The 15,808-nt window shown below is 36.1% G+C and carries 10 protein-coding genes and 1 pseudogene; 6 read left to right on the forward strand and 5 right to left on the reverse strand.

Translation table 11 applies throughout. The annotated features are described in order from the left end of the window. Positions 1 to 214: 214 nt before the first annotated feature. Positions 215 to 1,444, forward strand: a complete 1,230-nt coding sequence (locus tag FEZ13_RS00945; RefSeq protein WP_146551104.1) for an ISL3 family transposase — start codon at positions 215 to 217, stop codon at positions 1,442 to 1,444. A 651-nt stretch (positions 1,445 to 2,095) separates the two neighbouring features. Here the strand turns inward: FEZ13_RS00945 and FEZ13_RS00950 are convergent. The 3 genes from FEZ13_RS00950 to FEZ13_RS00960 form a co-directional block, all read right to left on the reverse strand. Continuing rightward, on the reverse strand, positions 2,096 to 3,790 hold the full coding sequence (locus FEZ13_RS00950; protein ID WP_255473032.1) for a methyl-accepting chemotaxis protein: 1,695 nt from the start codon (positions 3,788 to 3,790) through the stop codon (positions 2,096 to 2,098). Next, a complete protein-coding gene (locus FEZ13_RS00955; RefSeq protein ID WP_146551106.1) occupies positions 3,771 to 5,417 on the reverse strand; it encodes a pyridoxal phosphate-dependent decarboxylase family protein in 1,647 nt (548 codons plus the stop codon). The genes FEZ13_RS00950 and FEZ13_RS00955 overlap by 20 nt, the downstream gene beginning before the upstream one ends. A gap of 593 nt (positions 5,418 to 6,010) precedes the next feature. After that, positions 6,011 to 6,655 carry a hypothetical protein gene (locus tag FEZ13_RS00960; RefSeq protein ID WP_146551107.1) on the reverse strand — a complete coding sequence of 215 codons (645 nt, stop codon included), beginning with the start codon at positions 6,653 to 6,655 and terminating at the stop codon, positions 6,011 to 6,013. Between the two features lie 803 nt (positions 6,656 to 7,458). On the opposite strand from FEZ13_RS00960, the gene argF reads away from it, so the two are divergent. The 4 genes and pseudogenes from argF (at position 7,459) to FEZ13_RS00980 (ending at position 12,072) form a co-directional block, all read left to right on the forward strand. Further along, entirely contained in the window at positions 7,459 to 8,427 is a 969-nt protein-coding gene (gene argF, locus FEZ13_RS00965; protein WP_146551108.1) for an ornithine carbamoyltransferase, read from the forward strand. A 1,176-nt stretch (positions 8,428 to 9,603) separates the two neighbouring features. Beyond that, positions 9,604 to 10,715: pseudogene (locus FEZ13_RS00970) on the forward strand (IS4 family transposase). A 190-nt stretch (positions 10,716 to 10,905) separates the two neighbouring features. Further along, entirely contained in the window at positions 10,906 to 11,424 is a 519-nt protein-coding gene (locus FEZ13_RS00975; RefSeq protein WP_146548058.1) for a hypothetical protein, read from the forward strand. Positions 11,425 to 11,439: 15 nt separating this feature from the next. Further along, a complete protein-coding gene (locus FEZ13_RS00980) occupies positions 11,440 to 12,072 on the forward strand; it encodes a hypothetical protein (protein ID WP_146548059.1) in 633 nt (210 codons plus the stop codon). Between the two features lie 103 nt (positions 12,073 to 12,175). On the opposite strand, the gene FEZ13_RS00985 is transcribed toward FEZ13_RS00980, so the two are convergent. Continuing rightward, complete coding sequence (locus FEZ13_RS00985) at positions 12,176 to 13,564, reverse strand: FAD-binding oxidoreductase (RefSeq protein ID WP_146551109.1); 1,389 nt, start codon at positions 13,562 to 13,564, stop codon at positions 12,176 to 12,178. A 945-nt stretch (positions 13,565 to 14,509) separates the two neighbouring features. Continuing rightward, a complete protein-coding gene (gene sspI / locus FEZ13_RS00990; protein ID WP_146548061.1) occupies positions 14,510 to 14,716 on the reverse strand; it encodes a small acid-soluble spore protein SspI in 207 nt (68 codons plus the stop codon). A gap of 103 nt (positions 14,717 to 14,819) precedes the next feature. On the opposite strand from sspI, the gene FEZ13_RS00995 reads away from it, so the two are divergent. Then, positions 14,820 to 15,800 (forward strand): zinc-binding dehydrogenase, encoded by a 981-nt coding sequence (locus FEZ13_RS00995; protein ID WP_146551110.1) that lies wholly within the window; start codon positions 14,820 to 14,822, stop codon positions 15,798 to 15,800. Positions 15,801 to 15,808 lie beyond the last annotated feature (8 nt).

A 15,808-nucleotide genomic window follows, 5' to 3' on the forward strand; every position in this document is an offset into this window, starting at 1 on the left:
AAAAATAGTATAGTGCTAATGAATTTTTCAAGCTATCACTTAAATATCAATCAAATAAGCTTAAAAATAAATAAGACTCACTTTTAGGGTCAACACCAAAATCAATAGTTGACAATTGATAGATAAATATGGTAACAGAGCTAAATAAATGAAAAACATCTGCTAACCTGTTATGCTTTGAGTTCCTACACCAAAAGCGAAAGAGGTTAGACAGATGCCCTTTGAGTATATCAATGAACTCTTGAATTTGCCAGAAGTAAATATTGTCAATGTAGAAATAGAGGATGATCACGCAATTATTGAAGTTACTCCAGTTGATTATGTTCAAAATTGCCCATGTTGCCAATCTTCTTCTGTGATTCGGAATGGTATACCTTATAAGCGGAATATACGTCATTTAGCTGCTTTTGATAAAACCGTTGACTTGCGAATCCCTGCCATCTCTTTATTTTGTAAAACCTGCCATGCTACATTTACTTGGACGTACACTTTTGTGGAGTTTAAAAAACGCTATACAAAGGCTTTTTCTGCATTTCTTGCTCGCCAAACATACGGTACTACGGTGGAACAGATCTCTGATGAACAACAGGTTCCTTATTCAACGATGGAACGGATTTTCAAGCGTGAACTTCATGAAAAGAGTGAACAGATTCAAAAACAAGTATATCAAGAGGCGGTTGAACGGGATAATTTAGTGTTGGGAATCGATGACTTTGCGATCCGTAAAGGTCACACCTATAATACAGGGCTACATGATTTGAAAGGAGGACGTTTTCTAGATGTCATCTCCGGACGAAAAGGAGATGAACTTCGAGATTATGCGGAAAAACATCCGCTTTTTAAGCAGTTAAACCCTGTTGCCGTCGTGATAGATTTAGCCAAAATGTATCATACATTTTGTGCGGAATGGTTTCCAAATGCCATTCGAATTGCGGACCGTTTTCATGTAAACCGCTATGTGACAGAAGCCCTCCAAGATGTGCGGAGAAGCGTACAAACGAATCTTTCGTCCCAAGCCCAAAAAAGCCTTAAAGCAAAAGCACGTCTCTTAATTAAGCGTGCAGATGACCTTACGAAAGAGGAAGCTGTGATCGTTCAAGAATGTTTAAGCTATGATAAAAGATTAGAAAACACCTATAAATGGAAAGAAGATTTCATCACATGGTACGACTGTGCACCAGATGTAAAAACGGCAACAATCTGGTTTGAACGTTGGTGTGAACAAGGGCAGGCACTTAGCTTAGTGGAGGTAGAGGAATGTTTAAAAACCATGTACAACTGGAAGGAAGAAATCATCAACTATCATCGTCTTCGCTATACAAATGCAGCTGTAGAAGGACGCAATAATCGAATAAAAGCTCTTCAACGAAGACTATATTTCACTCGCAACCAGTCCGTTTATAAGGAGCGTATTATAGTAGAGTGTAACCGTGATCTAGCATAGTTGCACTCTAGATGTCAACCATTTATTTTGGTGAAGAGCCCACTTTTAGAGGGTTTTTTAAATACGATAAAATTCTATCAGGCGTGTTGATTATCCAATTTAATCCATGAAAATAGGGGGATTTGTTGATTGTAGCGAAGGCTTGCTCGCTTTCCTGCGGGCGAATGCTGGGGGCAACAGGATGTTGGTCACGGAGTCGTTGCCACAGGACGTGGCGCCCTTAGACTCCGTTCCTTAAATCGCTACGCTGTGGGGTCTCATCTATTCGCTTTTCCCGCGGGACATTGAATTTGCTTCATCGAAACAACACCGCACGAAGGAAATGCGCATGCATTTTCGAGGACTCGAGCAAGCCGCAGCGAAGATCTATATAAATGGTCTTAAAAATACAGAGTTTTTCAAAAGCTATGCCAAACAGACACCCCTAATTTTGTCAAATCAACACGCGTGAAATTTTATTTTTCTTCTTGGGAGGAGATTATTTCTTTTTTACTATGATTGTTCTTCTGGCTATCTTTTTTCTTTTTACAGGAGACGGTTAAAGCATGAGGAGACTCGTTCATTCATCCGCGAAATTTCACTTTTCAATAAACAAACCACCAGTGTGGGATATGAAGAAAATCTCTACTGGTGGTTTTGTTTCACTTTATCTTAAAGGTTAAATTTATGAATAGCATTGCGAAGTTGTTCAGCCATGGTAGCAAGATTATTCGAGGAAGCGGTGATTTCTTCCATGCTGGCTGTTTGTTCTTCAGCAGCGGCTGCAACATTTTGTATGCTACCGGAATTTTGTTCTACGATTACACTAACTTCTTCCATGGATTCAACGATATTGCTTACTCCACTATTCATATTTTCAATGGATTGACTAAATTTATTCATTTGTGATGCTAAGTTAGATACATCTAAGTAGATTGCTTTAAATGCCTCACCTGCTTCGTCAAAAGCATCTGAACTTACTTTCAAATTTTCAGTACTTGTAGACATTGAATCTACAGCATTTTCTGATTCTGTTTTGATAGAATCTATTCTATCACTAATATCGTTTGCGGCTTCTCTTGATTGATCAGCAAGTTTTCTTACTTCCTCTGCAACAACTGCAAATCCCTTACCGTGTTCTCCTGCACGTGCGGCTTCGATAGAGGCGTTTAAGGCTAATAGATTTGTTTGATCAGCAATTTCAGTAATTAATGAAACAATTTGGCCAATTTCTTTTGAGTAGTTGTTTAGACGATTCACGACCTCAGAAGTTGATTGGATCATTTCAGTTGTCGTACCCATTTTTTCAACAGCATTTTGGATAATGTCTTTACCATGTTCAGCAGTCTTAGTTGTATCCGTTGCTTTTGTGTTAACTTGTTCTACATATTTTGTCATTTCGTTCATTTTTTTTGAGATACCATTGATGTTTGATCCAATGCTTTCAACAGCTTCCGTTTGCTTATCAGAACCAGTAGCCACTTCTTGCATAGAAACTGTAACTTGTTCAATAGAGGCGCTTGTTTGTTCGGAACCTGCAGACAGTTCTTCTGACGTTGCAGCTACTTGTTCCGCATTTGAACCGATTTGTGAAATGATGTCTCTTAAGTCATCCACCATATGAAAAACACCAAAAGATAATTTGGATAATTCATCTTTCCCTTTCATTTCAAATCGTTTAGCTGCAAGATTTCCTTTAGCTACTTCATCTACATATTGTTTTAAAGCTAATAGTGGTTTAACGATTCGTTTACTGATAAAGAATGCAACGATTGCTCCTAAAACAATAAACAAAATTGCTAGACCTACTGAAGTCCAAATCGCTTGGGATTGAACTTTAGAGATAAAGGATGCATCCATATCTAAACCGAAAATGATATCTGTCCCCTTAAAAGGAATAAAGATAGATTTATGAACCCCATATTTATCTGTATAGATGTCACTAAATGTAGTTTTTTGTTCATCTATTGCTTGATTCATCTTAGGATCAAATTTATAAGCAGCATTATAACTATCTGTATCACTTAATGCGACAATATGTTCTTTACCATTTGAACGAGAAAGAACATAAGCATTTTGGATGCCATGTTTTTTCTTTTCTGAGTTTAAGGTAGTTAACAGCTTATTATAATCTGTCTTATTTTTATTATCAGCGCTACTAACAAGATTTGTATTTAAATGTGTCATGACTTCATCTGAAACAAGTTGTAACTTGTCCTCAAAAAGACCCATTACTTTATTTTGAATCAGATTGTGAGATGAAGTAAAAAGTATGATACCGAAAACTATTGATAGAACGGCGATCGGTAAGACAAATGATAGAATATACTTAAATAATAGTGAATGTTTATATTTGGCAAGATTCACGATTTGTTTCCTCCAATTCTTTTATCGAGTGTTTAAGAGAATCAATTATTGCAGGTATATGCTTTACACCTGTATAAGGAGAAATGGAGAAGAACTTCGCTACACCAACTGGAATACGGTTTGTACTATCAGATGCATCAACCGTACAGATGCGTGTTGTATCTCCAAAGAATACATCATCACGATGCTTCCCTAATACTTCAAATAGAGAAGAATTCAACGTATTGATCATTTCTATTTCCGAAACTTTATAGCAACCTGCTTGTTCGTCTCTCCAGTTATATTCATTCGGATAAAGGCGAAATGCTGTAATTGGTCCAATATTTGTCTCATTTACTACATCAACTGATGATAATTTTTGTGCTAGCTGTTGACGAAATGCTAGGTTTACACGAACATAATTAGCTAATATTTTCTGATAACCTGTTTTTCCGAACGCCACTAAGGCTGCGTAAATAGCAATTGAGCTCCCCATTCGTGAACACTCTAAGGTATAGCCCGTATGATAAGAGCCGTATCCACGATTTCCTACATACGGTGTATCAAAATCTTCTAGATCGAGAAGACCTAATGCACTACCATCTTTCACTAAGAATAAACTTGTAAGATAAGGTGTTTGTCCAAGCTTTTGGAAGTCGAAGCATAAAGAATCAGCCAAGGATAAATACTGCATACGTGAACGGATGACCATTAAACTTTCAAGCACTGCATCTTCGAAATGTAGTGGGTTCTTCCCAAAATCATAATCATTAAAGAATGCGTAAAATCCTCCTAAAGCAGAATCTGCATGAATATGAATTGGTTTCAGGTTATAGCGATTTTCAATAGTAGCTGTGACTTCTTTAATTTCTTTAATATCGTCAATCGCAAAACTATCTGTAGCACCAGTTGTTGCTACAATATAGACTGGAATTCCACCATTTTCGACCACTTCAGTTAAACGTTTACGTAAATTATCTATATCCATTGAATGATCTTGGCCCGCTTTCACACGGATTAAATGATTGCTTCCAATTCCTACAGCTTCAATTGATTTCAATAAACTATAATGGGCATTTTCAGATGCAAAACAGTAAAGGTTATTTGGTACACCTTCTTCCTTTGCATGTGGGAATTGTTTTGCAATCGCTACTCGTAATCCACTAAAAACTGCACCTTGTCCGCCCCAAGTGGTATATCCAAAGCTTTTTGTATAATCATATCCTACTAATTTTGACATCATGGAAATGACTTTTACTTCAGACTCAGTTGCAGCGGGTCCATAGACATCCCATAAGTTATTGCCATTCAGGAGAGAATTAACAAATAAACCTAAAATCCCGGGAATACTGGCCATAGGTAATACATTGGTTACAAAGTTATGTGTATGGAATGGATGCCCTTTCATTAAGCCAGTTAGAGCATCTACTACTGTGTCTAAACCGGTACCGTTTGTAGGTACATCATGTTCTTCCATCAATTCTTTGTAAAAGTTTTCTGATCGTTCCTGCATAGGACCAAGTGTTGTTTTAGATGGATCTTTTAATGAGTCCATGGACGTTAAAATTTCTTCGATATAATGAACTAGTTGTTCTCTTTGCTGTTGATTGCCGTCTTCACTTTGGAAGAGCTGATGAATATTAGTCATAAATTAAGCACCCCTAGTAGTTCGAAATTCTTACATTCGAATTTAGTTAATTAGTTCGTTGTACATAGAATAGTATAATGAATAAAATGATAAAATCCATAGATAGAAAAAAATTAAAATAATTCTAAAAAAAGAGATAATTAGACATTGAGACAAGAATTTATTGAATATAGCTTCTGTTTTGTAATAGATTGATTTGTTATTTTGAAAAATTATTTGTGAAAATTGTATATTTTAATGGGCAGTATGATTCCTACAAGATGGAGAGAAAAATGAAAGGACTTTTATAAATTACGCATAAAAAATTGGAAATTGGAAATAAGAATTATTTGATAGAAAATAATACAATTGTAAATGGTATAATAGATTTTCTAAATGTGACGAAAATACTTATTTTTGCGGTAATCCATAATAAAGAGGTGTCTTTATCCCGTTAAAGTTCGATTGGTTCAGCTAACCATCAGTGGGTGGGGTAAAGAAAACCCCCACTGATGGAAGCTTCACTTTATCAATGTTTAATCTTTGTTGTATTTAATATTGCCATTTACGTATTGGAAATAAAATGGTCTGCAAAGTTAAATAAAAAACAGTGCTCATACTAATAATTGGATTTCTGTTACTTTTTCATTTTGATCGACCCATAGATAAATTTCTTTGAATTTGTGTGAAAAATAGCGTATTGCTAATGAATTTTTCAAGCTATCACTTAAATACCAATCAAACAAGCTTAAAAATAAATAAGAATCACCTTTAGCTGGCTTTAAATAGGGTAAAATTGTGTCAAAATCTTGATTTTCGTATTGTTCAATTTTTTCAGAAATAACTTTAAAAGTTTTTCGAGGCGTCCATTCATCAGAATCTTCTACAGGCTTATTGATATCATATAGACTTTGAATTACTGGATTTTTAGGAGAATTCATTATATAGTTGACAGAATTACTTTTAGGATGTCTTAACATTAGTTCAGTTGGAATATTGTTGATCATGATCACTTTCCTTTCTTTAAAATGTGTTACAACATCTTCTAAAAGAATAGTATTAATGTGAGCGTTAGCTAAAAAAATAGATATAAGTGGTGTATTTGAAACTTTAGAGGCAATTGAAATAAAAAATTCTGTTAACACAGAAAAAGATTGATTAATTTTTTCAATATTTTCTATTTGCTGTATCTTAAAACACTGATCTTCATCTCCACTCGAAGTTTTCAAATCTACTGTACATTCTTCTAACCACTCCATATGCAACACCTCTCATTTATTTGGTTTCGACATCAGCGGGATCATTTGTCAAAACACATATAACAAGTTGTAGCTGAGTCCTTGGGCTTTATTTGATATTTCTTTTGATCATCTGAATCTTACTTTATTTCATATAACCAGAATATTTAAAAAACATAGAATAATACTTCTTTCCCAAAGCATACCATAAAGTTTTCGGGATAAACTATCACATTGTTCTTAGAAAAATTTTATCCCGCATTAACGGGCAGTAAGACCCCCATTTCAAGATTTAGAGAGAAACGAGAAAGATAGATGGTGGAACAACTGCCCGTAAAAGTCCGATTGGTTCAACTAGCCATCAGAGGGGGATGAAGAAAACCCCCTCTGATGGAGTTTCACTTTATCCCGCATTAACGGACAGTAAGACCTCCATCTCAAGGTTTAGAGAGAAAGATAGGTGGGGGATCAACTGCTCGTAAAAGTCTTATTAGTTCGGGCGGGCAAGATGCTGGTCACTCAGGTGTTGCCAGAGGACATGACGCTTTTAGCCTGTTCAGTGTGGGGTGAAGAAAACCCACACTGATGGAAGCTTCACTTTATAATCACTCCATATTTGAATAAAAAAATATGCATGTTGATTCGGAAAAAATTAGGCTGAATAGGGAGTATAATTTTTCAAGATTTTTCGTATTTCTAAAAGTGAGATCATTTTAAACCCTTCATGTATGTTTAAATTTAAAAAATAATAAAAATACAATTGATTTAATATTTATTCATATGTATAATGGTTTTTATCACAACAAATGTAAGGAGCGATTTTAATGAAATTATTAGAACTTGTCCAATTGAAGTTAGTAACATCTTTAAAAGATAAAGATTTACTTGAACTTGCAGATTATACAAGCGAAGAAGTGCAAGGACTACTGGATCTTGCGATGAAGCTAAAAGTCATTACCAAAGAAGGCAGTTGTCCACCCTTATTAGAAGGTAAAACTTTAGGAATGATTTTTGAAAAGAATTCAACTCGTACTCGTATTTCATTTGAAGTAGGGATGAATCAACTAGGCGGTAAAGGAATGTATATGAATACACGCGACTTACAAATAGGCCGTGGTGAATCGATTCATGATACAGGTCACGTACTATCAGGCTACCTAGATGGCATTATGATTCGTGCTAACTCTCATGAAATGGTCAAAGAGCTTGCTGAACATGCTTCTATTCCTGTCATCAATGGTTTAACTGATTTAACTCATCCATGCCAAGCTTTAGCAGACTTAGAAACAATCGCTGAAGAAAAAAGTGAACTAAAAGGATTAAAATTAGCGTATATCGGGGATGGCAATAACGTAGCGCATTCGCTAGTGGTTGCTTGTGCTCATGTCGGAATCGATGTTGTCGTAGCGACACCAAAAAATTATGAGCCAAAAGAAGAATATATGAAAAAAGCGGCGGAAATTGCATTGCAAAATGGAAGCACGGTTGCACACACATATGATCCTGTTGAAGCTGCAAAAGATGCAGATGTCATTTATACAGATGTATGGACGTCAATGGGGCAAGAAGAAGAAGCTGCCAAACGATTACAAGATTTTAAAGGCTATCAAATTAATGATGCACTTGTCGCACATGCGAAATCTGATTATATGTTCCTTCACTGTTTACCTGCTCACCGTGAAGAAGAAGTAGCGACATCCGTTATTGATGGACCAAACTCCTTTATCTTCCAACAAGCTGAAAACCGTTTACATGCGCAAAAAGCTGTCCTTGCTTCTATTTTGGGCGAATAGGCCAATTTTAACAAGTAGAAGTATTATAAAATTTATTGGAGTCTTATTTATCCCGCGTTAACGGGCAGTAAGACCCCCACCTCAAGGTTTAGAGAGAAACGAGAAAAATAGGTGGGGATCAACTGCCCGTAAAAGCTCGATTGGTCTAGCTAACCATCGGTGGGGATGAAGAAAACCCCCCCACTGATGGAAGCTTCACTTCATCATTTAATTTAAGCTTTAATCAAAAATTGAAATCTTTATAAATGTACAAGTCAAATTATTTGTCGTATTTTCAATAAATCTTATTGAAAATACGGCTTTTTTTATCGATTCAATATAATAATACGTTAAGAGTGAAAAAGTAAATGTTGTAAATAATGGTCAACATTATATGAAGTGAATATCCCATTTTTTAATCTAAAAAAAACTGGTGAAAGATTTATATATTTTAAGGTTCCGTTCCCTAAATTGCCCCGCTCTCATCTGGATACTAATCTTCTATGAGCTACATCAGCTTTGCTACAGCCTATTTACACTATATAATCAAACCGATTTTCGATGAAAAATATTTTTTAAGCTATATTTGAATCAATTTCATAATGCAAAATTCAGATAAAAAACACGAACGTTTTAAATCAACATGAACATTAATATTCAGAAGTTTTTGTTCCACTCCAGACGGCGCTTTCCACGGGCTTGGCTTCAATCTCCTCGTCACTACGTTCCTGCGGGGCTTTCAGCTCAAGCTTTTCCCGTAGGAGTCGCCGTCTTCCGCTCCACAATTATCAAAATTAGTTATTATTAAATGTTCGTATTTTTTAAGAAGAAAATGATTTATGAAATTGATTCATTTATAAACAATTAGTTGTTTTGTACGATAAACTAAAAAAAGTATATTATATCCATGATCTACGAGTGCAAAATATAGTAGATAGGATTAATTGTTATGTAGAATGAAAAAAGCATAAATATGATCTTTCTATGACTCTGAAAAAGAAAGCATTATTTAAAAAATCTAATTCTATTATAACATATTATTTTATTTATGTTATAATTCACTAGTGTTGCATTAATTTTAACTGAATATTAAAAATGCTCATAATCTTCAATTATTTAATTCTAACCATAAAAAAATCCTTTATAATGGATTTAGCAAGTGATCACCCGTCCAAATCCACTAATAAAGGAACTCACATGGACAAGAGTACACCAAAAAATTCATTTGAACAATGGTTTTCGCCGATAAACTTTCGATTATTTGAAGAAAAAGTGAAAACGATGAAATTAGATTATTATACGAAAAAATTTACGACGGATTCATTTTTAAAATTACTTCTTTTTGCACAGTTGAACGAAACGGAAAGTCTACATGCTTTAGCAGATTGCCTTTTTGATGAAAATTTACAAGATGGTACAAACTTAGAATCCATAAGTATTTCGCAACTTTCACGTCGATTGAATGGTATAAATCCAGAGATTTTCCTCCATCTCTTTCTTGATTTAGTCGGACAAATTCACACCAAGACACACTATTCGAAGAGAGTCTTACCATTGAAAATTGTCGATTCTAGTACATTGCCACTCAATTTAACGAACCATAAGTGGGCTCAATTTCGTAAAACCAAGGCAGGTGTGAAACTCCATTTACGCCTTGTCTTTATGGAAAAAGGTGAATCTTATCCAGAAAAAGCTATACTTACTCACGCTAAAGTTCATGATCGGAATGAGTTAGAAGTCATGGTAGACGATCGGGACTGCATGTATGTTTTTGACCGTGGTTATTTAGATTACGAGCGTTTTGATCGCATGACCGATGAGGCCTATTTCTTTCTAGGCTAAGGAAAAATGCCGTTATTCGAGAAGTGTACGATTTTAAAATACCCGAGGATTCGGATGTGTTGTCTGATCAAATGGTATTGATTGGTACTACTCAAAATAGAGCTGAAAACTATTTTCGTTTAGTAAAAGTGCTAGATACCAAAGGAAATGTACTCCATCTAATCACCAATCGTTTTGATTTAGAGCCAGAAGAAATAGCAGAAATGTACAAATCTCGTTGGGCCATTGAATTATTTTTTAAATGGATGAAACAACATATGAACATCAAAAAGTTCTATGGTCAAAGCGAAAATGCGATTTACAGCCAAGTATTTATGGCACTAATTGTTTTCTGCCTGAATGTGTTAGCTCAAATGGATACAAAGAGTGAACGGAAAATCCTACAAATCAGCCGTTATTTGAGGGCAGCATTATGGAAGCCAGCACCTATTTGGCTTCGGAAAATGAAAGGAAAAGCTGTACCTTAAACAATAAAAATCGTCGTTGTTGCATAAGTGTAATTGTAAATAATATCCAAATGGATGGGCCACTTTTAATAAAGCATTCACTTTTTGGCCCCAAAGCCCTGAAAATAAATAGTTCGAATTTTCTAACTATATTTATGCAACACTAGTGGTTATAATTATATAAAAATAAACAAAGAAAGGATTGATTAGCTTGAAAAAATTCACAATGCTCATTTCGTTTTTGGTGCTGATTTTATTTTTTGCTATTCCACAAAACACGAAGGCTGCTTCTATTTACAGTGCTGGTTCTAGTTCACCTTCCATTGTTAAAGTATATGGAACATATAATTGGTCCGAAGCTGGATATTGGGATTTAACCGATGTGGATACAATTCCAGATACAGCCGTTGTTACAGCTGCTAAGGTAAATTGGAGTATTTGTTTAAGTTGTGGTATGAATTACGCTGATACGTACGTCGCTTTATTTAATGAGGATGGATATGGTTATTGGATGGATTCTGGCATCTTTAATACTAATTTTGAAGGTGAACCATTAAAACAAAATTGGTCCACGCAATTTTATGTAACTAAAGTTAATAGTTCGGGAGGATATATAACGCCTAATTTAACACTTAGCTGGGAAGATTCAGAAACTTCAGCGAGTGGTAAAGTCAATTTAGTAAACTCAACTGAAAAAAATCAGGTAAAAATTGAAGAAACAATCGAGTAGGGAGTGGTGTATTCCATGAAAGTTCATCTTAATAATCCTATTACAAATATAGTAACAACCTCCTCACTTCGAAAAAATGAAACCACATTCGACATCAATAAAGTATTGGAAGATGATTCGAAGAAAGCTGAAATTGAACTTTCGAGGAGAAAACATGCAGAATTTATTCAATCGACAATGGCTATTTTAAATGAGAACTCTCCGAGTGAATTAGTGGATTCAAAAACGAATACCATTCATATTGAAAAAGGCGTTTATTATTCTCTTGGAACAGTCAATGGTAAACCGTTAAATGCAACGCCTTTGACGAGTGGAGGTGTGAACTCTAACTTTTCGCCTAAATTATATGTGAAGCCTGGTAGTGCAGGAATGCCTGTAACATCAGAACAACTATATTCTTCGAAAGTATTTCAATCCTATACGGAAGAAGAGCACAAAGAGGCAAATCAGATCATTGGCGTTTTTTTAGCATTAGAATTGGTCGGGAACGGCACCTTATCGGTCAACAGTTTTAACGAAAAGGATGCTACCTATTTCCCACAATTTGCAGAAGGTATCGGACTAGATTTGGATAAGCCTTTCTCCATTAACGGGAAAGTGTTTGAATTTAAAGATGGTAAACTTAACCGATTGAAGATAGAAGAATGATACTTATAGAGTCAAAACACATATATGATCATCTTAAAAGCATTGATTCTTAAAATAGAAAACCTTCCTACAATCACTGCTTGTAGGAAGGCTTTTTCATATGTCATAACGATTCTTGAATATCCACTAATTTTCCGGGATTTAAAATATCTTTTGGATCTATCGCTTTTTTGATCGTTTTCATAACATTCAATGCTTCTCCGTGCTCTAGGACTTGATATTTTTGCTTTCCGAAGCCAACGCCATGTTCACCTGTGCATGTACCATTGCGTTCGATGGCAAAGCGTACTAATTTTTCATTGTATGCTTCGGCTCTTGCTAATTCTTCTTTGTTACTCATATCAATCATCAATAATACGTGGAAGTTGCCATCACCGACATGACCTAAAATACCACCAGGAATATTCACTTTTTCTAGTTCAGCACGGGCAAATAATACGGCATCTGCTAAGTCTGTAATAGAAACGCAAACATCCGTTGTCATCAGTTTTTTCCCTTTGAAGCCATGGATATAGGCATAAGCTAAATTGTGGCGAGCCTCCCATAGTTTATGACGAGCAGCGGTGTCTGTTTCAAATTGAATTGATAAACAACCACTATCATTCATAATTTCTTTTGTAAATTCTACGTCTTGTGCAAGCCCTGCTTCATTACCATGAAATTCTAAAAATAAGGTTGGTTTCACTGGAAAATCTGTTTCACTATATTGATTGACTTGTTCAATAGATTGTTCATCTACTAACTCAACACGTGCAATTGGAACACCCGCTTGTAGAATTCCTGTCACAGCTTCAACGGCAGATTGAACATCAGGGAATACAGCAATAGCCGCTGTTTCAAATTCGGGAATACCATAAACTTGTAAGGTCAACTCTGTAAAGCAGCCGAGTGTACCTTCAGAGCCAACGAACAAGCCGTTGAGATGATAGCCAGAAGAAGATTTCGCGGCTAAATTTCCTGTATGGATGACTCGTCCATCTGCAAGCACGACCTCTAAATCACGCACTTGGTCACGCATAACACCATAGCGAACAGCCGTTGTACCACTAGCGTTTGTAGCAGCCATACCACCAAGTGAAGCATCTGCTCCGGGGTCTACGGAGAAGAAAAGACCATATTTTTTAAGTTCTTTATTCAATTCCGTTCTTGTGACACCAGGTTGAACACGCACAAGCAAATCTCCGGGGCGAATTTCTAAAATCTTATTCATCCATGAAAAATCAATCGTGATACTTTGTCTGATCGGGATCACATGACCTTCAAGACTAGATCCTCTTCCAAATGGAATAACGGCAATTCCAAAATCATTGGCAATTTTTAAGATATCACTGACTTCTTTTGTAGAGGAAGGAAAAACAACAACATCCGGCAATCGCCCTTCATGATAGGATTCATCTTTACTATGTAATTCTCGTATGGTTTCATTTACTGTTACTTGCTCATCACTTAAAATATCTTTTAATGCAGAAACAATGGTGTCAGTTGTAGTCATATGCTCGTTCTCCTCTTCTCAAAAAATCTGTATTTTCTAATAATTGAATCAATTTCATAATGCAAAATCCAGATGAAAAACACGAACATTTCTAATCAACATGAACGTTAATATTCAGAAGTTTTTGTTCCACTCCAGACGGCGCTTTCCACGGGCTTGGCTTCAATCTCCTCGGGTCGACACGATGTTGACCCCGAAGCCGTTGCCACAGGACGTGGCGAACTTAGGCTTTGTCCCTTAAAACGTTCCTGCGGGGCTTTCAGCTCAAGCTTTTCCCGTAGGACTTTGAATAAGCCTCCTTGAACTCACACCGCACGAAGGAAATGCGCATGCATTTTCGAGGAGTCGCCGTCTTCCGCTCCACAACTATCAAAATTGGTTATTATTAAATGTTCGGATTTTTTAAGAAGAAAATGATTTATGAAATTGATTCAATTATAAATCAAATGAGGAGAAAATTAAATATCGATAGCGGTTTGCTATTTTTTAAGAACCCGATTCTTTTAGATAAAGACAGATGGCTGGATAAGGAGAAACTTAGAAAATGTATTGGATATAGGCCTAAAAAGGCATTCCATCCATGGGGAATGGGCATCCACGGGAAATATAGTTCTATCCATGGGAAATAGGCATCCATCCACGGAGTAGACTATCCTATACACGGAACGAGCCTCCCAATCCACGGAAAAACCAATTGTATCCACGAAGGAGAAAACTTAAGTCCTACGTTGTGCTAGATTTAGCGAAAAACTTTATCCTTAAAAGTTCAGTAGGAGATGGAGAAACCCCCACTGATGGAAGCTTTACTTTATTGTTCGGATTCTTCGTTGATTGTGACAACTTTTACCCAGTCTTTAAAGTGTTTCTAGAGACTAGTCAACCTTCCTTCCTCTCTACTAAAAAAGTAGCACAAACCATGGTTTTGGCTTGTACTACTTACTAATGTTAAGCTAAAGCTTTTGATAACTCACTTAAAAAATGTTCCTGTTCGTTTTTTTCTGCTTGTTGCCACCATGTTTCAAAGAATACGCCTAATCCTGGAAGTAGATGTTCTTCACCACGTTTAATGGCATCTTCCACGATATCCTTTAATTGTTCCGGACTATTCCCAGAGACATTCTGTTTAATAGCATCACGAATTTGAAAATTCACTTGGCATCCCTCCTAAAGATATTTTTGCCTATAACTCGATTGTTATACATACATTTGGTACACTTATTGTAGAAAAGTTTTACATATAAGGGGGAAAGATTTGATGAAAGCAGTTGTATTTGAAAAGGGACAATTACTTGTAAAAGATATGCCAGCACCAGCTCCAAAATCAGGTGAAGTGTTAGTAGCTATTAAGGCTGCCGGTTTGAACCGACGTGATTTATATACAGCAGGTCGATTAGGGAATGATCGCGAGGCATTGATTCTTGGGTCCGATGCAGTAGGAGTCGTAGAGGAAGTAGGGAATGGTGTAACGAATTGGAAAGTGGGCGACGAGGTTATTATCAATCCATCATTACGTTGGTATGAAAATTCTGATTTTCCACCCGAGGATTTTGAGATATTAAGTTTACCTGATAATGGGACTTTTGCCGAGAAGATTGCTATTTCTGCTGAACAACTAGAGCCAAAACCCGCTTATTTATCTCTTGAAGAAGCTTCAGTCATTGGTATTTCACCATTAACAGGCTATCGAGCATTGTTTACGAAAGGACAAATACAAGCAGGACAAACCGTATTTATTCCTGGAGCTGGCAGCGGAGTAGCAACATTTTTAATTCAAATAGCCAAAAATATTGGGGCTAGAGTCATCGTTACTTCGCGTTCAGAAGAAAAACGCCAAGCTGCATTAAAAATCGGTGCAGATCTTGCAATCGATACAAATAGTGATTGGTCAAAAGAATTGGAAGAAGAAACGATCGATTTAGTGATTGACAGTGTTGGACGTGCGACTTTCAATCGTTCTCTAGCGGTTTTAAAAAAAGGTGGTAAAATAGTAGTGTTTGGCGCAACGACTGAAGATACTGTCGAGCTTAATTTGCGACAATTCTTTTACGCACAATATACGTTATTGGGGACAACGATGGGAAGTCGTGAAGAATTTAGAGCATGTATCGAACATTTAGAAAAATTCAATACGCATCCCATTATAGATCGTGTCTTTCCAATAGAAGAAGCACAAAAAGCACTTGATTATTTAAAAGAAAATCACCAGTTCGGTAAAATTGTCTTGGCGATTTCATAAAGGCGGTA

Origin of the sequence: Rummeliibacillus sp. SL167 (genome assembly GCF_007896505.1) — a bacterium.
GTDB classification, from domain to species: Bacteria; Bacillota; Bacilli; order Bacillales_A; family Planococcaceae; genus Rummeliibacillus; species Rummeliibacillus suwonensis.